General features: G+C 51.9%; 21 protein-coding genes and 4 tRNA genes. 13 read left to right on the top strand and 12 right to left on the bottom strand.

Annotation, left to right across the window (positions count from 1 at the left end):
* The first annotated feature begins 143 nt into the window (after positions 1 to 143).
* Positions 144 to 219 (top strand) — tRNA-Val (locus H7A79_RS05780).
* 12 nt (positions 220 to 231) lie between these two features.
* Positions 232 to 308 (top strand) — tRNA-Asp (locus H7A79_RS05775).
* 807 nt (positions 309 to 1,115) lie between these two features.
* On the opposite strand, the gene H7A79_RS05770 is transcribed toward H7A79_RS05775, so the two are convergent.
* Entirely contained in the window at positions 1,116 to 1,676 is a 561-nt protein-coding gene (locus H7A79_RS05770) for a pseudouridine synthase (RefSeq protein WP_187001338.1), read from the bottom strand.
* Between the two features lie 678 nt (positions 1,677 to 2,354).
* Between H7A79_RS05770 and icd the strand changes: the two genes are divergently transcribed.
* The 5 genes from icd to H7A79_RS05745 all read left to right on the top strand — a co-directional run bounded on the left by icd (position 2,355) and on the right by H7A79_RS05745 (position 7,977).
* On the top strand, positions 2,355 to 3,593 hold the full coding sequence (gene icd, locus H7A79_RS05765) for an NADP-dependent isocitrate dehydrogenase (RefSeq protein ID WP_135035763.1): 1,239 nt from the start codon (positions 2,355 to 2,357) through the stop codon (positions 3,591 to 3,593).
* A gap of 541 nt (positions 3,594 to 4,134) precedes the next feature.
* Positions 4,135 to 4,228, top strand: a tRNA-Ser gene (locus H7A79_RS05760).
* A 722-nt stretch (positions 4,229 to 4,950) separates the two neighbouring features.
* Positions 4,951 to 5,256, top strand: coding sequence for a hypothetical protein (locus H7A79_RS05755; RefSeq protein ID WP_353663633.1), 306 nt, complete (start codon positions 4,951 to 4,953; stop codon positions 5,254 to 5,256).
* Positions 5,257 to 5,612: 356 nt separating this feature from the next.
* Positions 5,613 to 6,623 carry a 2Fe-2S iron-sulfur cluster-binding protein gene (locus H7A79_RS05750; RefSeq protein ID WP_187001337.1) on the top strand — a complete coding sequence of 337 codons (1,011 nt, stop codon included), beginning with the start codon at positions 5,613 to 5,615 and terminating at the stop codon, positions 6,621 to 6,623.
* Positions 6,624 to 6,780: 157 nt separating this feature from the next.
* A complete protein-coding gene (locus tag H7A79_RS05745; RefSeq protein WP_187001336.1) occupies positions 6,781 to 7,977 on the top strand; it encodes an acetate kinase in 1,197 nt (398 codons plus the stop codon).
* A gap of 522 nt (positions 7,978 to 8,499) precedes the next feature.
* Here the strand turns inward: H7A79_RS05745 and H7A79_RS05740 are convergent.
* The gene (locus H7A79_RS05740; RefSeq protein WP_187001335.1) at positions 8,500 to 9,372 is read right to left on the bottom strand and encodes a segregation and condensation protein A; all 873 of its coding nucleotides are present in this window, start codon (positions 9,370 to 9,372) and stop codon (positions 8,500 to 8,502) included.
* Positions 9,369 to 10,175: a tRNA threonylcarbamoyladenosine dehydratase gene (locus H7A79_RS05735; RefSeq protein ID WP_187001334.1), complete on the bottom strand. Its 807-nt coding sequence runs from the start codon at positions 10,173 to 10,175 to the stop codon at positions 9,369 to 9,371. Before H7A79_RS05735 ends, H7A79_RS05740 begins: the two co-directional genes overlap by 4 nt.
* 132 nt (positions 10,176 to 10,307) lie before the next feature.
* On the opposite strand from H7A79_RS05735, the gene H7A79_RS05730 reads away from it, so the two are divergent.
* The 5 genes from H7A79_RS05730 (at position 10,308) to H7A79_RS05710 (ending at position 14,398) form a co-directional block, all read left to right on the top strand.
* Positions 10,308 to 10,775 (top strand): universal stress protein, encoded by a 468-nt coding sequence (locus H7A79_RS05730; protein WP_187001333.1) that lies wholly within the window; start codon positions 10,308 to 10,310, stop codon positions 10,773 to 10,775.
* Between the two features lie 315 nt (positions 10,776 to 11,090).
* Entirely contained in the window at positions 11,091 to 11,411 is a 321-nt protein-coding gene (locus tag H7A79_RS05725) for a hypothetical protein (protein ID WP_187001332.1), read from the top strand.
* Positions 11,412 to 11,419: 8 nt separating this feature from the next.
* Positions 11,420 to 13,492, top strand: a complete 2,073-nt coding sequence (locus H7A79_RS05720) for a carbon starvation CstA family protein (RefSeq protein ID WP_187001331.1) — start codon at positions 11,420 to 11,422, stop codon at positions 13,490 to 13,492.
* The gene (locus H7A79_RS05715) at positions 13,482 to 13,688 is read left to right on the top strand and encodes a YbdD/YjiX family protein (protein ID WP_187001330.1); all 207 of its coding nucleotides are present in this window, start codon (positions 13,482 to 13,484) and stop codon (positions 13,686 to 13,688) included. The genes H7A79_RS05720 and H7A79_RS05715 overlap by 11 nt, the downstream gene beginning before the upstream one ends.
* Before the next feature lie 634 nt (positions 13,689 to 14,322).
* A tRNA-Asn gene (locus H7A79_RS05710) sits at positions 14,323 to 14,398 on the top strand.
* A gap of 325 nt (positions 14,399 to 14,723) precedes the next feature.
* On the opposite strand, the gene H7A79_RS05705 is transcribed toward H7A79_RS05710, so the two are convergent.
* Both H7A79_RS05705 and H7A79_RS05700 read right to left on the bottom strand, forming a co-directional pair.
* Positions 14,724 to 15,272 (bottom strand): phage protease, encoded by a 549-nt coding sequence (locus H7A79_RS05705; protein WP_187001329.1) that lies wholly within the window; start codon positions 15,270 to 15,272, stop codon positions 14,724 to 14,726.
* Positions 15,273 to 15,441: 169 nt separating this feature from the next.
* Positions 15,442 to 15,681, bottom strand: coding sequence for a hypothetical protein (locus H7A79_RS05700; RefSeq protein WP_187001328.1), 240 nt, complete (start codon positions 15,679 to 15,681; stop codon positions 15,442 to 15,444).
* 350 nt (positions 15,682 to 16,031) lie between these two features.
* Here H7A79_RS05700 and H7A79_RS05695 point away from each other — a divergent pair, with 350 nt between their 5' ends.
* On the top strand, positions 16,032 to 16,538 hold the full coding sequence (locus H7A79_RS05695; protein WP_187001327.1) for a hypothetical protein: 507 nt from the start codon (positions 16,032 to 16,034) through the stop codon (positions 16,536 to 16,538).
* A 176-nt stretch (positions 16,539 to 16,714) separates the two neighbouring features.
* Here the strand turns inward: H7A79_RS05695 and H7A79_RS05690 are convergent, their stop codons facing one another.
* The 7 genes from H7A79_RS05690 to H7A79_RS05660 form a co-directional block, all read right to left on the bottom strand.
* Positions 16,715 to 18,124 (bottom strand): hypothetical protein, encoded by a 1,410-nt coding sequence (locus tag H7A79_RS05690; RefSeq protein WP_187001326.1) that lies wholly within the window; start codon positions 18,122 to 18,124, stop codon positions 16,715 to 16,717.
* A complete protein-coding gene (locus H7A79_RS05685; protein WP_187001325.1) occupies positions 18,121 to 19,440 on the bottom strand; it encodes a hypothetical protein in 1,320 nt (439 codons plus the stop codon). Before H7A79_RS05685 ends, H7A79_RS05690 begins: the two co-directional genes overlap by 4 nt.
* Positions 19,394 to 19,594, bottom strand: a complete 201-nt coding sequence (locus H7A79_RS05680) for a hypothetical protein (protein ID WP_187001324.1) — start codon at positions 19,592 to 19,594, stop codon at positions 19,394 to 19,396. The genes H7A79_RS05685 and H7A79_RS05680 overlap by 47 nt, the downstream gene beginning before the upstream one ends.
* Positions 19,594 to 21,009 (bottom strand): hypothetical protein, encoded by a 1,416-nt coding sequence (locus H7A79_RS05675; protein ID WP_187001323.1) that lies wholly within the window; start codon positions 21,007 to 21,009, stop codon positions 19,594 to 19,596. Before H7A79_RS05675 ends, H7A79_RS05680 begins: the two co-directional genes overlap by 1 nt.
* A gap of 177 nt (positions 21,010 to 21,186) precedes the next feature.
* Positions 21,187 to 21,627 (bottom strand): phage virion morphogenesis protein, encoded by a 441-nt coding sequence (locus tag H7A79_RS05670; protein ID WP_187001322.1) that lies wholly within the window; start codon positions 21,625 to 21,627, stop codon positions 21,187 to 21,189.
* A 3-nt stretch (positions 21,628 to 21,630) separates the two neighbouring features.
* A complete protein-coding gene (locus tag H7A79_RS05665; protein ID WP_187001321.1) occupies positions 21,631 to 22,536 on the bottom strand; it encodes a phage head morphogenesis protein in 906 nt (301 codons plus the stop codon).
* Positions 22,533 to 24,005: a DUF935 domain-containing protein gene (locus H7A79_RS05660; RefSeq protein ID WP_187001320.1), complete on the bottom strand. Its 1,473-nt coding sequence runs from the start codon at positions 24,003 to 24,005 to the stop codon at positions 22,533 to 22,535. Before H7A79_RS05660 ends, H7A79_RS05665 begins: the two co-directional genes overlap by 4 nt.
* Positions 24,006 to 24,011: the final 6 nt, after the last annotated feature.

Raw genomic sequence — 24,011 nt, 5'->3', positions numbered from 1 at the left:
TCCGGTCTGAGAGAAACACAAGCCGTCTGAAAAAGTAATTTTTTTTATATTTCATCAGCTTGTTGAAAAGTGGTTTATCAAGCTGAAAAAACGCTTGCGCAAGTTTGGGGATTTTGGTTTAATCACATCTTCGCAATGCGAAAGGGTGATTAGCTCAGTTGGTAGAGCGTCTGCCTTACAAGCAGAATGTCGGCGGTTCGACTCCGTCATCACCCACCAAGTTTCTTATACGGAGTGGTAGTTCAGTTGGTTAGAATACCGGCCTGTCACGCCGGGGGTCGCGGGTTCGAGCCCCGTCCACTCCGCCAAACCCTTTTCAAAAAAGCAAAGAAAAAAGCACCGGCTTGAAGCGGTGCTTTTTTCTTTATCTGTTTTTTTGCAATCTGTTTTCAGACGGCTTGAGCACCGGAAAACCCCGGCCTGTTTACACCCTCTGTGTGAAGGTTTGTTTGGGAAACCGCCGTGAAGACCTGTTTCGGGGGCTTAGAGATTGATCAACGATGCCCAAAGCCCCAAAGCCCAAAGCCCAAAGCAAGGTGAAACAGTGTTGCTTGGTGTTGCAAAGTTAAAGCAAATCTACACTTTTCAAGAATAAGGAAAAGATTTCCGGTCATTCCGTTACATTTGCGTAAGATATGTTTTGTCTGACCCCAAAAAATTCCAATGCTGTGATTAATATAATATGCTTTTGTCGGCCGGCAAACCGCTGTGGTTTATCCGGTAAGGGTGGAATCTGCCGGTGTCCCTATTGGGCTGAATACCCAAAATATCGGCAGCCACGTGCGGCGGCTTCGGGTACAAAATATTCAAGCAGTTTTCTTGAGAGGCTCTTGCTGAATCTATAAAGTGCTATCCCCATTTTGACAGCCTGTCGAGACTGCCTATCTATGTCAGCCCCAAAATAAAAGCGGTGCAGTATAAAAAGTGCAAACCATCTGGACTTTCCGGTAATCTGACTTTTTTTTCAATATCCAAGCCGTTTGAAACTCAAGTCATCTGAAACTCAAGCCGTCTGAAACTCAGGCCGTCTGAAACTCAGGCCGTCTGAAACTCAGGCCGTCTGAAACTCAGGCCGTCTGAAATTTAGGCTGTTGGAACGGCATTTATAGTAGATATCAAGGCATTTTGCGGCACCATGCCCAAGTGCCCTGTTCTATGCCCAGCTCGAACAGGTTGAGCCTTCCCACCGCCACCCTCACCAAGCGCAGGCAGGGATAACCCGCTTTGGCCGTCATCCGCCGCACTTGGCGGTTTCTGCCTTCGCTGACGGTGATTTCCAACCAAAAATCAGCAACGGTTTTGCGTTCCCGAATAGGCGGGTTGCGCGGCCACAAACACTCCGGCTCTTGCGGCGGCAAAACCCTCACTTTTGCCGGGCGGGTGATAAAGCCGCCCAAGTCCATGCCTGTGCGCAGTGTATCGAGCCGCGCTTCATCGGGGCTGCCTTCCACTTGCACCCAATAGGTTTTTTCTTTGCCGTGTTTGGGGTCGGCAATCTGCGCCTGAAGGCGGCCGTTGTCGGTGAGCAGCAGCAGGCCCTCGCTGTCGGCGTCCAGCCGCCCTGCGGGGTAGAAACCCGGTATATCGATATAATTTTTGAGGCTTTTGTGTTTTTCGTGCGCGGAAAACTGGCAGATAACGCCGTAAGGTTTGTTGAAAACAATCAGTTTTTTCATGAATGCCGCCGTTTATTGAGGCTGGATTGGTTGACGATGGAAAGCTGCTGCCGGCAGGGTGTTGGTTTTGCTGTGGGTGCAGCTCTTGGCCTGTGCCGTATTTTATAGTGGATTGGTCCACTTTTGATACGGGCAGCCGGCCGGCAGTGCAAGACAGTGACGAAAGGCGCGGTGCGGCAATGCCGTCTGAACTGTTGTAACGCCGGGTAAACTATAACGCTGGGTAAAACGGTGCGGATTTCTGCGGATGAAGCCGCGGTTGTCTGTCTTTTGCAAGCGTGGCAAATGCTGCCGGCAGCGGCATACAAAAAATATTCAGGCCGTCTGAAAACTGCTTTCAGACGGCCTGAGCCTTCGGTTATCAGCCGGCTAAGCCGTTAGACCCCCATTTGGGGGATAAGTGGCAAGCCGCAGACAGTATATTGAAGATATTATGGTATTTTAAAATAATTGGCCGCGCGCGCCGTTATCGGGCTTTGCGCCTGCCTGTTTTCTTCCTTATCCTGCCGCCGCCGGTCAAGTATGGCAGCCGCAGGCCGATTTTGCCTGCCTACTGGCACCGGCGGCAAAAATCAAGCATAATCTCAAAGCGTTTGCGCAGTTTCACGCCACGCCTGCCGCGCTTTTGCAGCGGGCTTGTTAAACTGCAAAGAAAAACACCCGTAAACAGGAGACACCATGAGCTATATCAAAGTACCCGCAGAGGGTCGGAAAATCGTGCCCGGACAAGCCATTCCCAACAACCCGATTATCCCCTTTATCGAAGGCGACGGCATCGGCGTGGATATTACCCCCGTAATGATTAACGTGATTGATGCGGCCGTAGCCAAGGCTTATGGTGGCGAGAAAAAAATCCACTGGATGGAGGTTTATGCCGGCGAAAAAGCCACCCGCGTTTACGGCGACAATGTTTGGCTGCCCGAAGAAACGCTGGAGGCGCTGAAAGAATATTCGGTATCCATCAAAGGCCCGATGACCACGCCCGTAGGCGGCGGTATCCGCTCGCTGAACGTGGCGTTGCGCCAAGAGTTGGATTTATACCAATGCGTGCGCCCTGTGCGCTATTTCAACGGCGTGCCTTCTCCGCTGAAGGATCCGAGCAAAACCGATATGGTGATTTTCCGTGAAAACACCGAAGATATTTATGCCGGTATCGAATGGGAAGCCGAGAGCGAAGCCGCCCAAAAAGTGATTGCTTTCCTGCAGAACGAAATGGGCGTGAAGAAAATCCGCTTTCCCGCCACCTCCGGCATCGGCATCAAGCCTGTGTCGAAAGAAGGCACCGCGCGCTTGGTGCGCGCCGCCATCCAATACGCCATCGACAACGACCGCGACAGCGTAACTTTGGTGCACAAAGGCAACATCATGAAGTTTACCGAGGGCGGCTTCCGAGATTGGGGCTACGAATTGGCCAAAAAAGAATTCGGTGCCGAACCGATAGACGGCGGCCCGTGGTGTGCATTCAAAAACCCGAAAACCGGCAAAGAAATCATTGTTAAAGATGCCATTGCCGATGCTTTCCTGCAACAAATCGTTTTACGCCCCGCTGAATACGATGTGATTGCCACGCTGAATCTCAACGGCGACTATATATCTGATGCGCTGGCTGCGCAGGTGGGCGGCATCGGCATCGCACCGGGAGCGAATATTTCCGACCAATACGCCGTATTCGAAGCCACCCACGGCACCGCGCCGAAATATGCCGGCCAAGACAAAGTCAACCCCGGCTCGCTGATTCTGTCTGCCGAGATGATGTTGCGCCACCTGGGCTGGAAAGAGGCCGCAGATTTGGTTATCGAATCCATGGAAAAAGCCATCGGCGACAAACAGGTTACTTACGACTTTGCCCGTCTGATGGAGGGTGCCAACGAAGTATCCTGCTCTGCTTTCGGCAAAGCCATGATTGAACGTATGTAACCAGGCCGTCTGAAAAGGCTGCCTGAAGGCCGTGCAGTATGTGCTGCACGGCCTTTTCAGACGGCTGCAGCAAGAACCACCGATATTTCGAAAAACAGATTAAACATTATCTGTATACCGCCCGGCGCAAAATCCCTATGGTGATGGTGAATCGGCTTATCTCCACTAGGGCATGCTGTGCCTTAGTTGAAAGAGAGCGGTTTTGCAAATCGTTGAAGCGGCAACAGAGCCGGTTGTGCAGTGTTTTCGGTTTGCTGCATTAAAGTGGATTGGCTACAGTGATCGTTTGGCAACCACACTCCGCTACCACCGCTCTGCATCAAGCCTATACATAGGTTACGGCCGGTATAAAACAGCAATACAGCGGCAATATAGTGAGTGTGGGGCCGGCTTTTCCCAATCATGGGCAAGCCCGAATGAGCAGCCCAACCGATTAAGGTGAATTTAAATGGAATTCATAAACTTAATGTTCATACAGCCCAAAAACCACTAACTTTCTTGACACCTTAAACAGACTTGTTTATAGTTCACGCTTCTTTACGGAGTAGTGGCTGAGAGGCTGAAGGCACACCCCTGCTAAGGGTGCATCTGGGCTAAAACCTGGATCGAGGGTTCGAATCCCTCCTACTCCGCCATAAATATTCATTCAAAGCCGGTGTTCAATCACCGGCTTTTTTTGTATTGACAAAAGTGGTTTTATTCAAAACGTCTTCAGCGATGAATCTGCGCATTACCGGCTGCGGGGGGGGGGGGGGCGAAGAGAAGCAACATCAATCAGGGCCGGGAAGGGCGGTAGGTAGGCGTGTAACGGCCGTATAAATGGGATAACAGGCCGTCTGAAAGGCCAGTATTGCACATAGGCCGGCTGCGGTTTCAGAGAAACACCGTTTCGCGCCGGTTTTTTATGAAGGCAGTAATGGCGGGTTTACACCGGTAGGAGTTAATGTGAATATGGGTTAAATTTGGTTTATTGTTTTAATGGTATTAATTTATTTCTACCTATTGATGATAATTATTGTAATTTTCAGAGTGGAAAGTTAAGTAAAGGTAAAGAAATGTTATGATTTTGTGGTATGATGAGCACTCGGTTTTTACAACAACGATAAGCCGCTGCTTGCAGCAGGCACGGCGGTTCACAATCATACGGAGGTTTTTATGTCGGTTTTCTTTCTGCAAATCATTATTCTGATAGGCTGTGCATCGCTGGTTACTTTGGCTGCGCTGTGGTTGGCCGAGCGGGATTCTTTTTAACTAAATCTTTTTAACTAAAACTGTCAATGTTGCGGGAGGCCGTCTGAACAATCTGTTTCAGACGGCCTTTAGTGTTGCAGGCGTTCAAAGAAAAAACACAGCGGCTGTGATGCAGGCGGTTTGCAGCCGCTGCCGCAGCTCTACTTCATTTTCAGTACAAAACAGCAGGGTGCAGAATGCACAGACGGCAGCCCGATCTCAGAGATGGTCAAGGAACCGGCAGATTCACGATAATATCAAGCCATACCGTAAAAAAAACACGATTGGCCAAGCAGTCAGCCAACTTGGCTCCGCTGCGTCTTTGCTGCGTTTTAGCCAAAAAACGACTTTGCAGGCCGCCGGCGTGCAAACAGAATCAGCCGGCATTGTTCTATTTGTTTTACCTGCTTTGTTGGAAACCGTTGATCCATAACCCGGGTTTCAGGCCGTCTGAACAGACTTGCGGGGGCAGGGCTGAGGCGTTTTAAAAGACAACCCGTCAAGCCGGTTTGTGTTTTATAATTCAGCCGTTTGAAACATTCAATAACTGTTGTTCTCCGGCAGGTGTGGATTGCACCTTACAGCCGTCAGGTTTTTTATTGCAGCAACTTACGAAAGCCAGACAAGGTTTCCTACGTGCTGATGGCGGGTAGGCGCTGGGCGGTATTTTATAAATTTTGCAACAGTTTCGGCCCGAGGGTTTGTATCACAAGCAGCACTGCGGCCTGAAGCGGCGGTGCCCGGCAAAGGCTGCGGCTGGTTTCTTGATTTGATTTTTAACGGTATTTTATGTCTTATACCATTACTCTTGCCCCTGATAATGCTGCTTTTACCGCAGAAGCGGGGGAGCCGGTTTTAAACGCCGCCAAGCGGCAGGGTTTGAATCTGCCGCATTCCTGCCAAAGCGGTATTTGCGGGCAGTGCAAAGCTGAGCTTGTCGGCGGCGAAGTGGCACAGGGCGCGCATGCGGAGTTGGCGTTGAGCGCCGAAGAGGCGGCGCAAGGTAAGATTTTGATGTGTTGTGCGGTGCCGCAAAGTGATATTGTGTTGAAGGTGCCGGGCTATAATGGTGCGGCCATGCCGCCGGTGAAAACTTTTCCTGCCCGGGTGGCTTCGGTGGTTTACCAGCATGATGTTGCTGTGTTGACGCTGGCTTTGCCCAAAGCGCCGCCGTTTACATTTTTAGCCGGGCAATATATTGATATTTTGCTGAAAAACGGCCAGGTGCGCAGCTATTCGATTGCCAACAGCCCGGCTCAGGCCGAAGCTTTGGAGCTGCATATCCGCAGGCGCGCGGGCGGTTTGTTTTCAGAGATGCTGTTTAGCGAAAATGCCTTGATTCAAGAAAAGGTAATTCTGCGTGTACGCGGCCCGTTGGGTACGTTTACCTTGCAAGAAAGCGGCAAACCTGCAATTCTGATGGCCACGGGCACAGGATTCGCACCGATTTGCAGTATTTTACGGCAGATGGCGGAAAACGGTGATACGCGCACCGTGCATCTTTATTGGGGCGCGCGGCATGAGGTTGATTTATATTGTTTGCAGCAGGCGGCGGATTTGGTTTCACGGCTGCCCGATGCCCGTTTCACGCCGGTGCTTTCCCGCCAAAACGATAATTGGCAGGGGGCACAAGGGTATATCCAAGCTCATGTTGCGGCGGATTATCCCGATTTGTCGGGACACGAAGTGTATGCCTGCGGCTCGCCCGGTATGATTGAGGCGGCGCGGCAACAACTTGTAGAACAATGCGGCCTGCCCGTTGATGCATTTTTTTCGGATGCGTTTTCGCCTGCAGTTTAGGGCAGTTCTTGGTTTTTGACAGACTGTTTATTGTTTGGCCCATGCCGGCAGAATGCTCGGCATACGGCAAAGTTTGCTAGAATGCAGTGTTTTATTTTGAAATGTTTTGTTGAAAAGCGGCAGAGGCCGTCTGAAAACAGTTATTTAGGAGCATAATATGTCAGACAAACTGATTTTGGTATTAAACTGCGGCAGTTCTTCTTTGAAAGGCGCGGTGTTGGATAACGACAGCGGCGGGGTATTGCTCAGTTGCCTGGCAGAAAAACTGAACCTTCCCGATGCGTATATCACGTTTAAAGCCAACGGCGAAAAGCGCAAGGTAGATTTAGCACGCAATCCCGACCATACCGGAGCGGTGGAAGCACTGATGGAAGAATTGAAAGCCCACGGGCTCGACAGCCGTATTGCAGCGGTCGGCCACCGCGTGGTCAGCGGCGGCGAGCTTTACAGCGAATCTATTGTAATTACGCCGGAAGTGGTGGACGGCATTGAAAAATGTATCCCCCTCGCGCCGTTGCACAATCCTGCCAACCTGCTGGGCATCCGCGCTGCACAAAATATTTTCAAAGGCCTGCCGAATGTGGCCGTGTTCGACACCGCTTTCCACCAAAGTATTCCCGAACACGCCTACACTTATGCCGTGCCGCGCGAGCTTTACCGCAAATACGGCCTGCGCCGCTACGGCTTTCACGGCACCAGCTACCGCTTTGTTGCCGATGAAACCGCCCGCTTTTTGGGCAAAGACAAAAACAGTCTGCGCATGGTTATCGCCCACCTGGGTAACGGCGCATCGATTGCCGCAGTTGCCAACGGCGGATGCCAAGATACCAGCATGGGGCTGACACCGCTGGAAGGCTTGGTAATGGGCACCCGAAGCGGCGATGTCGATCCGAGCATCTTCTCGTTTTTGGCCGAAAACGCCAACATGAGCATCACACAAGTTACCGATATGCTCAACAAAAAATCAGGCCTGCTGGGCATTTCGGAATTATCCAACGACTGCCGTACCGTTGAAGAAGAAGCGGGCAAAGGCCACGAAGGTGCCAAATTGGCATTGGAAGTGTTTACCTACCGTTTGGCCAAATACGTTGCCGCTATGGCGGTAGCCGCCGGCGGCTTGGACGTTTTGGTGTTTACCGGCGGCATCGGCGAAAATTCCAACTTGGTCCGCAGCAAGGTGTTGGACTATTTGGGCTTTTTAGGCTTGGTCGAAGACAAGCAAGCCAACGAAAACGCCCGTTTCGGCAATGCCGGCGTGATTACCGCTGCCGACAGCAAAGCGTTGGCGGTGGTGATTCCCACCAACGAAGAATTGATGATCGCCCACGATACTGCCGGTTTGAGCGGCCTGTGATAAAACGGCGGTTGCCTATATGGGAAAGCCCTGCATAAAGCAGGGTTTTTTATTGTGCTGCATCTATCAGAATCCGGCAGCCCGCCAAACAGCCGTGAGCCTTTGCAAAATACTTTAAGCCGTCTGAAAGGCTTTTATACCGTTATTTACGCAGAGGCCGGAATGCCGGATAAAAATATTGAAATATCGATTAAGCAAATACCGGGAAATTGAATGCCCGGATCCTCGCCCGGGCAGGGAACAGCGGGCTTGCAGGGTTGGCATGGCCGTATGAACAGATTGATTTGAAAAATATTTTCAGACGGCCTGGCATTCGGGTAATATAAAACGGCGGTACGGTGTTTTCCCGGCTCGGCTTAAAGAGCGTCATTTTGCCGGCTGCTGAAGCAGCAACAGAATCGCCATCGTGACGCCGTGTTGTTTTGGAGTTCTTTGTCTTGCCCGTTTCGTGTCGGCTTGCTGTATGGTTTGAAATGCACACAGCCGCCGTTGTTTTCGGTCAAGACGGTATTCGGCAAAATGTTATGGTTGTTCTGTTTCGTCAAACAGGCCGTCTGAAAGCGTTTCTGCGCCGTTTTCTGTTGCGCCGCCGTCTTTCACATAGATTTCGATTTCGGCGAAGTTTTCAGGCTGCACAATGCGGACCAAGCCTTCTTTGGCCAACTCAAGCAGGGCGATAAAGTTCACCACCACATACACCACTCCCTGCTCGGGTTGGAACAGCTCCGAAAAACGGCAGAAACCCCGGGTGTTGAGGCGGCGCAGAATGGCCGACATCTGCGCGCGCACGGATACCGCATCCTGCACCACCGCATGGCTTTTGGTGTGTTTGGCGCGGGAAAGTATGCCCAGCCACGCTTCGGTAAGGTCGGCGGTGTGCACATCGGGCAGTTTGGCTGCAACGGCGATTTCCAGCGGCAGATAGGCCCAGGCGAAATCGCGGCCGGCGCGGGGCAGGGCATCGAGGCCGGCCGCGGCCAGCTTCATCTGCTCGTAGGCCAGCAGGCGGCGCACCAGTTCGGCGCGCGGGTCGGCCTCCTCACTCTCTTCGGTGTTTTCGGGCTGCGGCAGCAGCAGGCGTGATTTGATTTCGATTAACACCGCCGCCATCAATAAATATTCGGCGGCTAAATCAAATTGATAGGCCTCCATTTGGGCGATATAGTGCAGATACTGCTCGGTGATTTTAATCATCGGAATATCCAGCACATCAATATTCTGCTTGCGGATTAAATAAAGCAGTAAATCCAGAGGCCCCTGAAAGCTGTGCAGCACCACTTTGAGGGCATCGGGCGGAATAAACAAATCCTGCGGAATATCGGTAACGGGCTGGCCGAAAACCCAAGCCACGGTTTTTTCAGACGGCCTTGGCAGGCTTTCGCCGGCTGCCGTCATTTCCCTGCCCCTATGTGTCCGACAGCGGCTTGCGCGCAATAAAGGCCGAATGGTGCGGTAACGAGCATACTCGCGCCGTAGCCGGCACACGACAAGCCTTGCGGAGCATTGGAGCCGTCTGAAAAAAGGCCGTCTGAAAGATTATCGGTTAAACACGCCTGAGCCGTTTGCGGCGGAGTTATGCCCTCGGTGGAAAACACGCACGGCACGCGCATTTTTCCGCCGCCGCGCGGGAAGCCGTAGCGTTTGCGGAGGGTGTAGCGCAGATTGGACAGCAGCGGGTCGTGGGTGGCACTGCTCAAATCGCCGGTGCGGATTAAAGCCGGGTTTTTGCGGCCGCCGGCGCCGCCGCTCACCACAAACGGCCGGCCGTGTTGCACGAAATAAGCCGCCATTGCCGCTTTCACGCGCACTTGGTCGATGGCATCGATAACGAAATCGAAAGGCCGTCTGAAAATCTCATGCAGGTTTTCTTCGGTAACGAAGTCTTCGATTTCGGTTACGCGGCAGGCAGGGTTGATTTGCAGAATGCGTTCGTGCAGCGCCGTTACCTTGGCCTTGCCGAATTCGGCCGTGAGCGCGGGCAGTTGGCGGTTGACGTTGGATTCGGCCAGGTTGTCCAAATCCACCAGCGTTAAGGCACCGATACCGCTGCGCGCGAGTGCCTCCACCGCCCACGAGCCGACACCGCCTACGCCCACCACACACACATGAGCGGCAGCAAAACGCTGTAGGGCGGCTTGGCCGTAAAGGCGGGCGATACCGCCGAAGCGGCGGGAAAAAACGGAAGCGGTGTCTTGCATGATTCTGCCTTGTGGTAAGTCAAGCACAATAAAAAAAACGCTGCTAAAACGGCGCAACGGTATTATACTTGAACGGAGCCGGCAGAGTTGGATTGAGTCCGGAGGTTCGACACTTCAAATAAGGAGAAGAAGATGTATAAGCATTTGGTTGTTGCCGTTGACGGCAGTGCGACTTCCCTCAACGCTTTGAAGCATGCCGCCGATTTGGCAAGTTTCGGCAGCGCGCGGCTGACTTTGGTGCACGTTGCCAATCCTGCCGAATATATGGCGTTGGCACCCGAATTTTTACAGCATGAAAGCTACGAAGCCGCCGCTGTGGCGCAGGGTAACGAAGTGCTGGATTTTGCTGAAAACAGCGCTAAAGAGCAGGGCGCAGCGAATGTGGTGAAGCATCTGTTGGTGGCCAACAAAGGTGCGCGGGAAATGGCGCAGGAGTTGGTGGATTATGCTGATGCGCAAGGTGCCGACCTGTTGGTGTTGGGCACCCACGGCCGCAGCGGTCTGATGCACCTGCTGATGGGGAGTTTTGCCGAAACCGTGATGCGCCAAAGCCATCTGCCGCTGTTGATTATCCGCAGCACGGAAGATGAATCGGAATAAAGCCGTTGGAGCCAGCCGGGCTGAAAAGCAGGGATCCGCCGTTTGCAACAGCGGCGGGTTCTGGTTTTTATGTTTTACATATTTAATATTTAATACTTTCAGACGGCCGGCCGCTTGGCTGAACGACCATCGGGGCCTGACGGATTGGCAGGAGTATACGGTGGTAGTTTGTTTGGGAAACCGCAGTTACTGGATGCCGCTGGTTGTATCCGGCTCCCGATAACATTCCTTTAGGCCGGTACAGCCTATGGTAATGTAATAAGGATAAGTAATAAGGAGTTTTGTGGTTTCACCGAAAATAGATACCGCAATACTGTGGAAAGTGTTAAGAACAAACTGCAAAGCGCAACAGCTTTTTACCGCAAGCTGCCCGCTGCCGCTATTTGGCAGAAAACCATTTTGGCATTTCAAGCCTTGGTGGGCATGATAACGTGTGATGTAGGAAGAGCGGCTTTCATTCGCGGCAATCCAAATTTAGATTGTTGCGGCACAACCGGAAAGATAGCGGCCAAACTACCTGTTCTTGCGTTGTTCTTGCAAAATATTGTATTTTTATTAATCTTGCAAAATATTGTATTTTTATTAATAAGTTATTTAAGTTTAAACTTCTTTTATCTACTTTCAACAATCCCGTGAGGTTTTACATGAAACAGCTTAAATCGTTTCTGCTGTGGGGCGCTGTGATATTGGTTGGCTTGGCTGCCTTTACCACATTGGCCTTGAGCCGCGGTGAGCAGGTTAATGCAGTATGGATGGTGGTTGCCGCCATATCCGTTTATTGCATCGCCTACCGCTTTTACAGCCTTTATATTGCCAAAAATGTAGCGCAACTTGATGCCAATCGGCTTACGCCTGCCGAGCGGCATAACGATGGATTGGACTATGTGCCTACCCACAAAGGTGTTTTGTTCGGCCACCACTTTGCCGCGATTGCCGGTGCAGGCCCGTTGGTCGGCCCCGTACTCGCCGCGCAAATGGGTTATCTGCCTGGTACGCTATGGATTATCTTCGGCGTGGTGTTTGCCGGTGCCGTCCAAGATATGATGGTGCTGTTTGTGTCGATGCGCCGAGACGGCAAATCTTTGGGCGACATTGTCAAGCAGGAGTTGGGCACGGTAGCCGGTGTGATTGCCTCTGTCGGCATTTTGATGATTATGGTCATTATCATGGCCGTGTTGGCACTGATTGTAGTAAAAGCATTGGTACACAGCCCCTGGGGCACCTTTACCATCGCCGCCACTATTCCGATTGCGCTGTTTATGGGCATCTATACCCGCTATATCCGTCCTGGAAAAATCGGCGAAATTTCCATAGTCGGCTTTATTCTGCTGATGTGCGCAATTGTGTTTGGCGAGGATGTGGCGCAAAGCTCCTATGCCTATATTTTTGATTTGGACGGCATCCAGCTTGCTTGGGCAATTATGATTTACGGCTTTGTGGCTGCTGTGTTGCCTGTTTGGCTGCTGCTGACCCCGCGAGATTATCTCTCTACCTTCCTGAAAATCGGCACCATCATTGCGCTGGCAATCGGTATTGTGATTGTCGGCCCCGCACTTCAGATGCCTGCGGTAACCAAATTTATCGATGGAACCGGTCCCGTGTTTTCAGGAGACTTGTTCCCTTTCCTGTTTATTACCATTGCCTGTGGTGCCGTTTCGGGCTTCCATGCGCTGATTTCGTCAGGCACCACCCCAAAAATGGTTGAAAACGAAACCCATGTGCGCATGATTGGCTACGGCGGTATGCTGATGGAGAGCTTTGTAGCGATTATGGCATTGGCTGCTGCCGCTTCGCTTGACCCCGGCGTGTATTTCGCTATGAACAGCCCGGCCGCACTAATCGGCACAGATGCGGCCAATGCTGCCCAAGTTATCACCAACCAGCTGGGCTTCCCCATCGAAGAAACTGCTTTGCTGCAAATGGCAAAAGATGTGGGTGAACACACCATTCTTTCCCGTGCAGGCGGTGCTCCCACTTTGGCAGTCGGCATGGCCAACATTATGAGCCAGCTGATTTCAGGCCCCGGCATGATGGCTTTCTGGTATCACTTTGCTTTGCTGTTTGAAGCCCTGTTTATCCTAACAGCAGTTGATGCCGGCACGCGTGTGGCACGTTTTATGATTCAGGATCTGGGCGGCATCTTCATTAAACCTTTCGGCAACACCGACAGCCTGCCTGCTAATCTGATTGCCACCGTAATGGCCGTAGCATTGTGGGGTTATTTTCTTTACACCGGGGTAACCGACCCATTGGGCGGCATTAATTCTTTATGGCCGCTTTTTGGTATAGGTAACCAAATGCTGGCCGGTGTGGCACTAATTATGGTAAGTGTCGTGTTGGTGAAAATGAAACGCGAACGCTATGTGTGGGTATCATTGGTGCCAGCGCTGCTGTTGCTGTTCGTAACCTGCTACGCCAGCCTGCAAAAACTGTTTCACAGCGATCCGAAAATCGGCTTTTTGGCGCACGCCGCCAAATTTAATGATGCTGCGGCACATGGTAAAGTATTGGCCCCGGCCAAAGATCTTGCCCAAATGAGCCGCATTGCTTTTAATGATTATGTTAATTCCGGCCTTACCATAATTTTTCTTTCTGTGGTCGTAATCGTGGCAGTTTACGGATTGCGGGTTGCAATGAAAGCGCGCAAAGTAGCTTGGGCTACCGCTAAAGAAGTTCCTCCCGTTTACCGCAATGAGGTTCCGCAAAATGAGCTTTAACCTACTGCAGCGTATAAAAAATACTTGGAAAACTACCCGTCTTGCTATCGGCCTGATAGTTGGTATACCGGATTATCAAAACTATGTGACTCGGCAACGTAAGCATAATCCCAATGCACCTGTAATGACCGAGTTGCAGTTTCGGGACTATTGTAGCAAGCGTCGCAGCGGCTCTTCAGGAGGGCGTTGTTGCTAATATGGTTTCCAATTTGAAAACACCCTGATACTTGTTTTGTATAGGGTGTTTTTCAGACGGCTTTGCAATAGATACTGATTAAATGTCTTATAATTTATTCACGGGGTTTGGGAAGCACTCCCCAATATATTGCATCGGTACTTAGCTTGTGAACATTGGTGGCAGATATTTTGAGGTGGTATCATGGAATTTTTCGGTACCAAGTGCGGCTTGGTGCGGGCGGTAAAATCATCGCTCCCTTCATCCTAAAATGCAAAGGTAAGTTTATATAGGAACTGTTTCGGATGCATCCAAACCTACATTGTAGAAGGCCATCCGAGGTCATATTGCGGTTAAAAACGTAGTTTATACTGAAGATATCCAAAATGGGTCGGTATAGCTTTGCAAAATATTATTTAGGAGTAACTATGGCAATAATAAGTTTGCCTGTAGTACACAGTATATCAACGGTACCGAATCTTTTTGGGCTATGCTGAGCATGCTGTTGAAGATGCTGGGATGAAGATGCTGAGAGGAATCCTTTAAAATTAATTTTGATTCTTAGACTCCCGATTCGATTTACTGGTGTTTAAGGTAAAAAAATAACGTAAAAAATATTGACACTTTCCAAATCATCGCTATAATTGACTCTATTTCCCCGATAGCTCAGTCGGTAGAGCAACGGACTGTTAATCCGCAGGTCCCTGGTTCGAGCCCAGGTTGGGGAGCCAAATATCCATACTCTAACCACATTTGGTTCAGGGCATTTTTCTTTAATAATTAACTGCGGTAGTGGATCATGATTCCATCATCGCACACGTTGATTTGATCAATAAAATGCTGTAGCATTGTCCAAATTTTTTCAGATGACTTCGATTTCATAATTACACCCTTCAGCACATTCACGTTGCTCTTCAGGTCAACATCACTATATTGGTGTATATTCAGGTCCTCTGTCGATGCTTTCCAGTTTTTCAATCAGCAAAGTTTCACGGTCAGTGTAAGATTTTGCACAGGCGAGTATCTCCTCCATATTTGGGGCATTCGCTTTCGTAATCAAATCGTCGGCCAATTCCGACAAAACAAAGTCGAGCCGTCGGCCTCACACGACAGCGTTACAGGGTCAAGGCGCTTGATAACGGGCCGCACCGTCAAACCCGCGCCCAGCAGGGTAGCGCCGTGAAACAGGCCGGCTTCGTTGTCCTGCCAGTTATCGTGATATTCGGCGCTCAAATAGGTAAAGCCGCGCTCTTTCACCGCCTTCAAACCGAAATCCGTCCATTCCACCAGCCCGAGCAGGCGGTTGCCTTCAACCGACAGCTTCAGGATTTTCGCCGCCGAGCCGTCGCCCGGATTGTGGTTCACGTCTAAAAACACATCCTGCCCAACCACGCCGTCTTCAAAATTCTTCACCATGCTCAACAGCATGGGCGCGGTAATCTCAAAGCGGCCGTAGCGCGGGTCAGTAAAGCTGCCCACGCGCGTAATCGTTACCCACGACGTTTTCTTGCCCGATTGCGGCAAGGTCGCGGGAGCGGAGCACACGCGCAGCGGCTCGGTGCGGGTGGATTCGGAAAGTTTGATAATGCGTGGAAAAGAAAACATGGCCTTATCCGTATTCAAGATAAGGCCAAGATTAAGCGGGATTAAAGATGTAAAACAGTATGATTTTAGGCAAGAAAAAAGGCCGTCTGAAACCATTTTCCTGTGTTCGGGCAAATGGTTTCAGACGGCCTGATATTGTCGGAAAAGCGAAGTTAAGGATTAAAAAAAATCAGGCGGCATCTGCAAACTCTTCTCCGGCGGCTTTCTGCAACACTTTTTCACACATATTCAACCGTAGTGAAAAGGATTTCAGAAACTGCACCAGCGTTTCTATTTCGATTTTTTCAGAGTTGGTACAGGAAAGCAGGGTAAGCATACCGTCGAAAGCCTGCCGTGTGCCGTAAAGCTCGTCTATCGCGTCGTGGATATTCGGGCGGGTATTCAGGCTTAATTTTCTTGATTTGTTCATGATGGTTCCTTTTGAATTTAATACTCACGCTTCCAAACGTGAGGCGGGGCGCAGAAGGCAGGTTGGAAGACCGGCAAAAGGAACCGGTAGGCGCGAAGCCTCCTGCCTTCGCGCCCCATAGGTTGCGAAGTGTTACAGACGTAAAAATACCGCTAGGCATTCAAGATGCTCGGCAGCGGCGCGTCTGCCTCTTGAACGGGCTTCCAAACCCGTATTGCTGATTGAAGCAATGCAGCTATTTAACAACAAGGTTATCTAAAAGTCAAATAGCATCGCCATTTTTTAGCATAAATTAAAGCAAATCAGTAAAATAAAACCGTCTATTTACTTACATATAAAAAGGATAACCTATGAAAAAATATCTTGTATTGTTAGTGGCGGTAGCGGTGGCTGCTTGTAGCCAATCCGATACACAAACACCACAGGAGGAAATCCTCAAACAGGAAAAGCAATCTACAATTCCCGATCATTTTTACTCATTACAAGATGGTCAAGAATATGGATACGAATCCGCAATCAGCCAAGATCAGGCAAACGCAGGTCAAGCGGCCAGTAATATTATTATGATCCGATTCGCCGGTGAAAAAGACGGTAAATACCAAATCTATGGGAAAGAAAACCAAGTGTATTCGGTATTTGAATGTGATAAAAACTGCCAATTCATAAAAAGTATGGTTTTTGTTGACAACCAACTTATCAGAAAAGAAATGCTGAAAGGTGGCAACGATAGTGTGGCATCATTTGCTTTTATGGATGCGATTAATGGAAAGCTTGAGAAATCCGTAGAAGAATCAAAAGGAAAAAAATATCACATTTGGTTTACAGAAAAAGGCAAACAACGCACAGAAATTAAATAAGCCTAAAAAACAGGCCGTCTGAAATTTCAGACGGCCTTTAAGTTTGACAAACCACGCAGCTGGCACTATATTGAAAACGTAGCAAGCAGGCTGTGAAACACGGTGATAATCTGGGGGCCGTAGCCATTGCGAGCACGTGCCGGTGATTCCCAGCCCGGCCGCAGTCTGTTTTCTTGCTATAAAGAACCGTATTCGTTTTTGAATACGGTTTCTTTTTTCAGCGCCCGCTTCACCGCCTTCATGTCTGAAACGTGCAGTGAAGTCAAATATACTTCGCTGCCGTCGCGGGTTGTTTTCAACACCGCCTTCATCACCCTTTCATCTTCTTGAAAAAACATCACCGAGCTTTCGTTACTGCGCGCCACCACCTGGGCATTATCAATCAGATGCTGCAAATTCAGATAGTGTTTCATAAAAACAGGCTGCCCGGCATGGTGGGCAAACTGTTTGATTAAAGTTTCGTCAGACAAAAACACATACCCGGCCTGAGTGTTCAGCCATGATTTCTGCTCCGAAGACAGGCCGGCGGCAACCCACCGCTTTTTCTGGCCAAGCTCGCGCCGTAACCTGTCCGTGTCGGCGCCACGGGCTTTCAACACATCAACATGATGCTTTAAAGATTGATAGGATTTGGGGAAAGAATCCTCATAAACAGATGGGTATTGGGTTTTCGCAGATGATTCAGCCTTGTCTTTCCCAGAACCACCGGCCTCATCATCAAACACCGCCACCACATAACTAAACGTGTTCGGGTGCGCCGGCCACGGGCAGCTTTCGCGGTTTGGATACACGCCCGCACCCAGCCCGTATAAATCCGACGATGCGTGGGTGTCGCAGATGTCGGGCTTCGGGTGGCGTGGCGATAGCATAAAGCGCACGCCGCGCACGCCTTCGGTTTCAAACGCCATGCCCATATAGGCTTCTCCGTGCGCCCGTATCAGTTCGGTGCGGAAGAGACGCTCCGCCTGATACACCACGCCGCCGCCCGTGGTCGGGTCGGGGCTGCCCGTCATAATATCGCGCAGGCTTTGCCGCAGCGCGCCGGCGCGGCTGGCATCGTAGGCTTTGGCGATATGCGGCGGCACATCGGCGCCGCTGCCCAAACTGCCCATCACGGCGTGAAAAGCATCGTCGCCGTTGCCAACCGCCGCTTTCAGATGCTCGGCCACCGTATCGGCGGCATGGCGGCTCAAGCGCCAAAGCCTGTCTGAAAGTTGCAGGCCGTCTGAATGCACGAAGTTTTTCACGAACGACACCGCGGCATCTTTCGCCCGTTCGCGCCGGGAAAAGGTCAGCGTGTCGCCGAACGGCATTCCCGCCATCACCGCCAGCGTGTTCAGGTCGTTTTCCAGCCGCGCATCGCGCAGGGTATTCAAACGACGCAACACCGCCGCCGTTGCCTGTAACAGCGCGTGCAGTTCCAGCGGCTCTATCCGCCGCCCGTCGCTGCCGCGTATCTGCGCGGCCATATCGTCGGCGGCCTTGCGGTACATCTCTGCGATGTCGTCGGTGGTTTCGTTCACATAGGCGTCGCGCTGGGCAACGGCGGCCAGCGTGGCCTTGCGGATTTTTTCGGCCTTGCTCATCGGTTACTCACACTGGTTGCGCTCTCGCCTTTAGGCGCGTTGCCGGGCGTGATGCTCACTTTCTGACCGGTCTGCGGGTAGGGGTCGTAACGCTTCGCATCGTCGGTACGGCGTTTTTCCACGTCGCCGGCGTTGTAACCCATTTCTTCCCAGATCATCGATTGCGGCATACCCAATGCTTGCAGTTTCAGCGCGCGGTCGGTGGTTTGGCTCAAGGTTTCGGTGCGGCGCTCGGCGAAGGTAATATGGAAAGTCTGCCCGTCGGGGTTGATGCCCTGAAGCAGCAGATGCAGGCGGAAGCCCTGCGTATAAGCCCATGCCAACACGTCCTGCAACTGGTCGACTTCGTCGTAGTAGTCGCGCTTCAGGTCTTCGAGGATATCCCGCGCCATGCCGTCGGTGTAGCCCATCAAACCTTTGGGCAACGGGCTTCCCGCAAAAAAACTGTCGAGCAGATAAACCACGTCGCCGATTTCGCCCATCGTTGCATCGCCCTGAACGGCTGCGACACCGCCTTTTTTATTCAGATAAAAATCAGTGGTAATCAGGTCTTTATTGGCTTCGGTTGCTTCGCGGTATTGCTCCATCTCTTCACGGGTGGCGTTTTCCAGCACATGAGCCAGCCGCATCGGGCTGCGGTGGTGGCGGCGGATAACCAAATCCGTATCGGTCATGCGGAGTTTCCGCCAAATTTCCCTGCTCGCATCCATAAAAGGCCGCCCGAAACAAGATAAATCATCGTAGTTGTCGGGGTCGAGCCGCGCCAGCGTCATCTGCCAAAGCGCAAACGTCGCAATATCTTTGCCGCTGCGGTAATCGTGTTGGGCATAGGCCGTCTGAACATCTCTAAACTGGCCATTCGGCAAAACATTCGGGCGTATGGTTTCAGACGGCATACGCACCGCACGCGCCACCTGCTGCGCGTCGTTCAACACCCACTGGATTGGCAGGTTGCCTTCCATCACCAGCCCGCGTGCGTCCGATTTCAGTTTCTGCGCATTGTTCAGCTCAAGCCGCTGCTCAAACGCCTGCCACTCTTTCTTAATTCGCTCATTTTCTGTGGCTTGGAGCAGCACCAGGCCGCCGCGCGTAACATCGCGCGCCACGCGATTGTGTATGCGCTTCACACGGCCGTCTTCTTTGTCCATGCGGCGGATGTCGGCCACAACGGCGCGGTGGTGGTAGTCTATGCCTTGCCACGAATATTCGATATGCGTCGCACGTTCCGGCGTGGTTCGCATACCGATTTCGTATTCAGACGGCCTCTCTTCAACCGCCGTTTCCTTCCGGCGGAACAGCCAGCTCATCATTCCCATTTAGTTTCCTTACCGATACAACATCACGCCAGCCGTCTATCAGGCCGACCTTATACAATTCGCGGATAACGCTGTCGTCGCCGAATGCTTCGATCCATTGCTGCTTCATTTCCGCCGCCCGGGCGCGCTCTGCTTCGCTCAAAGGTTTTGTCATCACCGTATCCCCAGCAAATCCGCCTGAGATACCGCCCGCGTCTGAATGACCGACGGCACATAAGTATCCGCACCCGCCGTCAGCAGCGCCATAATCGCCGCGCAGGCCGCATCAAACATATCGTCGCCGATTTTCGGGTTTGCCATCTTGTAAGAGTTATAAGCCGAGCCTTTCGCCGGCTCCACCTTAATGTTTCCGAGCTGGCGGATAAAGGCAGCGAAATCGGAGCTTTCTGCCTGCACCAAATCCAGCACGCTCGGCCCCCAGCTCGTGTTGGCGTCGTTTTTCGTTTTCAGCGCGTCCGAACCGTCGTCAACATACGGAATCGCAGCCTGATTATTGTGGAACGCCTGCCGCAACAGGCTGGCCATATTGTGTTTCACCATGCCTTCAAAGCGGATGGGCGCGAACGGCCAATGCTGCCACGTCGATGCCGTGGATTGGCCGTCGCCTATGGTTCGGCGGTCGATGTCGGTTAAACCGCGCGCAAAAAGCTGGTCGTTCAGGCCGGTGAGCATACCCAAACCGTAGGCGTCGCCCATTGCGTAATCCGGCATAAAATATTGCCAAAATCCGAGCAAATCCCGCTGAACCACCGCATCGTCCGTACCGGCAGGCCACGTTTTCACAAACGGGAAAGTAGCGAAAATCCCAATCTGCTCGCAAACCACGAGCGCAGACTTGGAAGCATGGGCAGATTCGCCGTGCCCCGAATGGTCGTAGCCGAAACTCAACAGCCCGCGCTTCTTATACCGCCCGCCCGGCATCGGGCAGGCGGCCTGAATGCCCGACTGCAAACCCACTGCCATCGCGCGGCGGATATATTTTTCCCAAATCCAGTTCTGCGCGGCCACGTTCATGCACAAAAACTGGCGCAGATACTCGGCTTCAGGCAACTGGGATTTCATCTCGTCGATAAATGCCTGGTTCAAAATGCCCAGTTCCATGCCGAGATACACATCAACCGGCGGCAAGATGTGGTAGCCGCCCGTATTAATCAGTTCAGACAGCACGTCCGCGCCCTTGTAAACGCCGGTAATGCGTATCTGCGGGTCGAACTTCACGCCTGAATCAACACCCAAGCGCCGCGCCGAACCCAGCATCGGCAAAAACCGTGAAAACAGGCGGTCTGAAGGCATATCATCGATTTCTTCCAGCGAGCCGATGCTCAAACCGTCGCCGTCGATCTGGCTCATAATCCCGTAGCAGACGGCCTTGCTGCCGTTTTCAAACTGGTAGCGCAGGTCGGCCATTTGGCGTCGGCCGTTTTTATGCGCGATGTAGCCCGTCAGAATCGGCGAGCGTCGTATCGCATCCAAGTGATACATCAGATTCGTTTGGCTCTGCTGCAAACGCGGCGCCACAATCCCTTCTTCTTGGAAAGGGTTGGTTGCCAAATATTCGAGACAGTACATCTCTTTGACTGCTGTTTTGCCCGTCCGACTGAAACCCATTGAGATAAATATATAGACTCTGTGAGATAAATGGGATGAGGCGGGCTGGAATGGGTTTTGGTGGGATTGGATTTGTGAAATAGCATTTCATAGAGTGCAAAGAAAATAAACGGGCAGATTTTGCCCGTTTTTGCTTTTTTAGAGACCTGCTCTGAGTGATTCGATGGCGATGTCGATGAGTTTTTTCTCGGCTCCGTTTTGTAGTTGGCCGCTGCCGTTGATGGGGAGGTATGGTCTGGCCGGGATGGTGACTTTTCTGCCGCGTCCGGCTTGGCCGCCGAGGTGGTGGATGGCCGCGTATTTTTTGTTGCTGCCGATTTGGGCGAAATCGTTACCGACTTTGGTGGAGATGCTGGCGGCGAGTTGGCCGGTCAGTTGCAGGGTTTTGCCTCCATTGGCCGCGCGTTTGCTTTGTTTCCACTTTTCGCCGCCCCAGCTTTCGTTTTCAAAGTTGTCTTCCGTCAGGCTGACCATTTCGGTGGCGATGGCGCGCATCATGGGGCGAGTGTTGGTGGCGTTTTTGAGCAGCTGGCCGAGACCGTGTTCCAATCGGCTTGCGTCTAAGCTGATTTCAAGCATTTTTTACCCTTTCAAAAGTTCCAAAACCCAAGCCAGTTCCGCCGCTGACAATGCGGCTTTGAATTTGGCGTTGCCCATCATGGTTTTGAGTGCAACGCGGGCGATGTCGGGATGTATTGCCTGTGCTTTTTGCACCGCCACCGCCGCCATGCGCGAGAGCATGGCTTTGCCTTGGTTGGCGTTGAAGCCTGCGCTCGGTGCGACGAATTTACCGTCAATCCGCAGGCCGGTGCGTTGGGCGTAACGGGTTTCGCCGGTGTATTCATTTGTTCCGATGTCGACAGTTTGGGTTTCCAACATGGGGCTGGGCAACACTTTGCCTTCTCCTGCTGTACGCGATAAGGGGCGCACGCGGCAGCGGCAGCGGAAATCCAGCGGCGGATACATGGTATTCCACACCGGGTCGGTGGCGGCATAGACGCGGCCGTGCATTTTTCGGTGACTGTCGCGGGTGCGGCTGTCGTTGATGGCGACATATTGCCAATACGGATGGGTATCCAGCGAATCCATCATCTCGGTATAGCGGCCTGCCATGTAGGCCGACTGCATATTGGTCAGATAAATGGTTTTCAGGCGGTGCGGCGTGCCGAGCGTGGCCGTCTGAATGTCGCCGGTGTCGGGATTGGTTGCTTGGGAGCGTCCCCACCAGCCCTTGCTTTGCAACACCGGCGTGAGTGTTTTTTGGAACTGCTCCAGCGTTTGGCCGGTCTCGGCGGCGTTGACAACGGCGCGATAAATATCATTGGCCACGTCCATGCCTGCGGTTTTGGCCATGGTGAACGCGGTGGCGTGCGCATCATCCAGCATATCCTGCCAGTCCCAAGATACGTCCACGCCTTTTTGCTTCAGATATGCGACCGCCGCTTCGGGCTGCATACCGAATACGGCTTTGATGTCTTCGGGATTCATGCCAATTCTCCGCGCGCTTCAATGCGACCGACCAAATCGGATAGGAAAATCACGCGCGCCAGCTCGTTTTGCAAGGCGGTGTCATCCATATTCGGGAACTGCTCGGCCAAACGGTCGAGAATATTGTCTTCGGTTTCGCCGCGCTGCAAGTCCTGAACCAATAAGGCAGTCAGGTCGCGGCCTTGTTGGTTCAGACGGCCTGCATTGGGCGCGAGTGTGTCTAAAATCAAGCCTGCATCGGTTTCTGCGCCGTCCCAACCTTCGGCAAAATCAGCGGCGGTCGGGGTGATGGCATCTTCTTCAACAATATCGCCGTCTTCCAAGCCATAGGTGCGCTTCCAGTATTGGGAAGTGAATTTCACCCCTGCGCCGGACAACATATTGTCGCGCTCCGCACGCTCTTTCGTGCCTGCTTCTTCATTCTCAAACAGTTCGAATTTTGGGCAAACTACATCGCCGAAATTCAGCGACACCACCCATTCAATCAGCTCATTAAACGCCGCTTCGACAATACGGCGGTCGCTGTCGCGGATGTCATCGGCGATTTCCAAGCCTGCGCTGGCACTGGCATGGTTGGTTTCTTTATCGGTGGTTTGGTCTTGGCCGAGCAAGGCGATGTTGATGCCGGATTTACACTCTTTCAGCAGCTTGTCGAAGGCATCTACCGATGATGATTTGCCGCTGGCTTCGTGGATTTCGACGCTGGAATCATTCGGAATCGTGCCGACTGAATTGCTGATTAAGGCTTCCAACGCGTCAAGCAGCTTTTCGGTGTCGCTGTGGGTGTTGGAGCGCGGCTCTTTGCCAATCAACCATGGTGCGCCGTATTTTTCGGTGAAACTTACCCAGAATTTCAGGCCGCCGCGCTTGAAAGTGACCAGCCAAAACACCAAGCCCAAATCACCCAAACCGTAGGGATTAAGATAGTCGTCTTCATGGCGCGGACACAGGAATTTATAAGGCGGCAGCGGCTCTTGGCTCAAGCCGTTTTCGGTGAAAATCAATTCTCGGTCATCATTGAAAGCAAACCACTCTTGCGGCTTGGCCACGATTTCAGACGGCAGCCATTGACTGCCTTTCTGCCAGATAATTTCAATCGGTTGATAACCGAAAAAAGCGGCATTCATGATGTCTTTGCAAAATTTATACACATCAACATCAGCAACCAGCCAATTTTCGACAAAATTCAATACCCGCTCATCGACTTCATCGCCACTTAATTTCCAGTCTAGGCGGGCAACGGCGGCTTTTCGGCGGCGCACGAAGCTGCCGACCAGCTCATCGCGCAACAATTCGCGGTAAACCGAGATTTGTTTGCCCATCTTGCGCAAAATCGGGTCAGGATTGGGCAGCCAGCCGCCGAATCCGCTTAAAAACTGGCGGGAAACAGCGATATGGCCGGTCAAATCTTCAGGCTTGAAAGTGATGTTTTGACCGTTTAATTTGAGTTTGAGATGCGGTTTTTTCATGGGATT

The sequence above is a fragment of the Neisseria musculi genome, from assembly GCF_014297595.2.
Lineage (GTDB): Bacteria > Pseudomonadota > Gammaproteobacteria > Burkholderiales > Neisseriaceae > Neisseria > Neisseria musculi.
This window is presented reverse-complemented; position numbering and strand designations above follow the sequence as displayed.

Coding starts and splice junctions, on each gene's coding strand:
- H7A79_RS05675 (WP_187001323.1), bottom strand. CDS start 21,009: ATGTACTGTCTCGAATATTTGGCAACCAACCCTTTCCAAGAAGAAGGG.
- H7A79_RS05705 (WP_187001329.1), bottom strand. CDS start 15,272: ATGTTTTCTTTTCCACGCATTATCAAACTTTCCGAATCCACCCGCACC.
- H7A79_RS05660 (WP_187001320.1), bottom strand. CDS start 24,005: ATGAAAAAACCGCATCTCAAACTCAAATTAAACGGTCAAAACATCACT.
- H7A79_RS05670 (WP_187001322.1), bottom strand. CDS start 21,627: ATGCTTGAAATCAGCTTAGACGCAAGCCGATTGGAACACGGTCTCGGC.
- H7A79_RS05665 (WP_187001321.1), bottom strand. CDS start 22,536: ATGAATCCCGAAGACATCAAAGCCGTATTCGGTATGCAGCCCGAAGCG.
- H7A79_RS05730 (WP_187001333.1), top strand. CDS start 10,308: ATGTATAAGCATTTGGTTGTTGCCGTTGACGGCAGTGCGACTTCCCTC.
- H7A79_RS05740 (WP_187001335.1), bottom strand. CDS start 9,372: ATGACGGCAGCCGGCGAAAGCCTGCCAAGGCCGTCTGAAAAAACCGTG.
- H7A79_RS05700 (WP_187001328.1), bottom strand. CDS start 15,681: ATGAACAAATCAAGAAAATTAAGCCTGAATACCCGCCCGAATATCCAC.
- H7A79_RS05720 (WP_187001331.1), top strand. CDS start 11,420: ATGAAACAGCTTAAATCGTTTCTGCTGTGGGGCGCTGTGATATTGGTT.
- H7A79_RS05715 (WP_187001330.1), top strand. CDS start 13,482: ATGAGCTTTAACCTACTGCAGCGTATAAAAAATACTTGGAAAACTACC.
- H7A79_RS05685 (WP_187001325.1), bottom strand. CDS start 19,440: ATGGGAATGATGAGCTGGCTGTTCCGCCGGAAGGAAACGGCGGTTGAA.
- icd (WP_135035763.1), top strand. CDS start 2,355: ATGAGCTATATCAAAGTACCCGCAGAGGGTCGGAAAATCGTGCCCGGA.
- H7A79_RS05695 (WP_187001327.1), top strand. CDS start 16,032: ATGAAAAAATATCTTGTATTGTTAGTGGCGGTAGCGGTGGCTGCTTGT.
- H7A79_RS05770 (WP_187001338.1), bottom strand. CDS start 1,676: ATGAAAAAACTGATTGTTTTCAACAAACCTTACGGCGTTATCTGCCAG.
- H7A79_RS05735 (WP_187001334.1), bottom strand. CDS start 10,175: ATGCAAGACACCGCTTCCGTTTTTTCCCGCCGCTTCGGCGGTATCGCC.
- H7A79_RS05690 (WP_187001326.1), bottom strand. CDS start 18,124: ATGAGCAAGGCCGAAAAAATCCGCAAGGCCACGCTGGCCGCCGTTGCC.
- H7A79_RS05680 (WP_187001324.1), bottom strand. CDS start 19,594: ATGACAAAACCTTTGAGCGAAGCAGAGCGCGCCCGGGCGGCGGAAATG.
- H7A79_RS05745 (WP_187001336.1), top strand. CDS start 6,781: ATGTCAGACAAACTGATTTTGGTATTAAACTGCGGCAGTTCTTCTTTG.
- H7A79_RS05750 (WP_187001337.1), top strand. CDS start 5,613: ATGTCTTATACCATTACTCTTGCCCCTGATAATGCTGCTTTTACCGCA.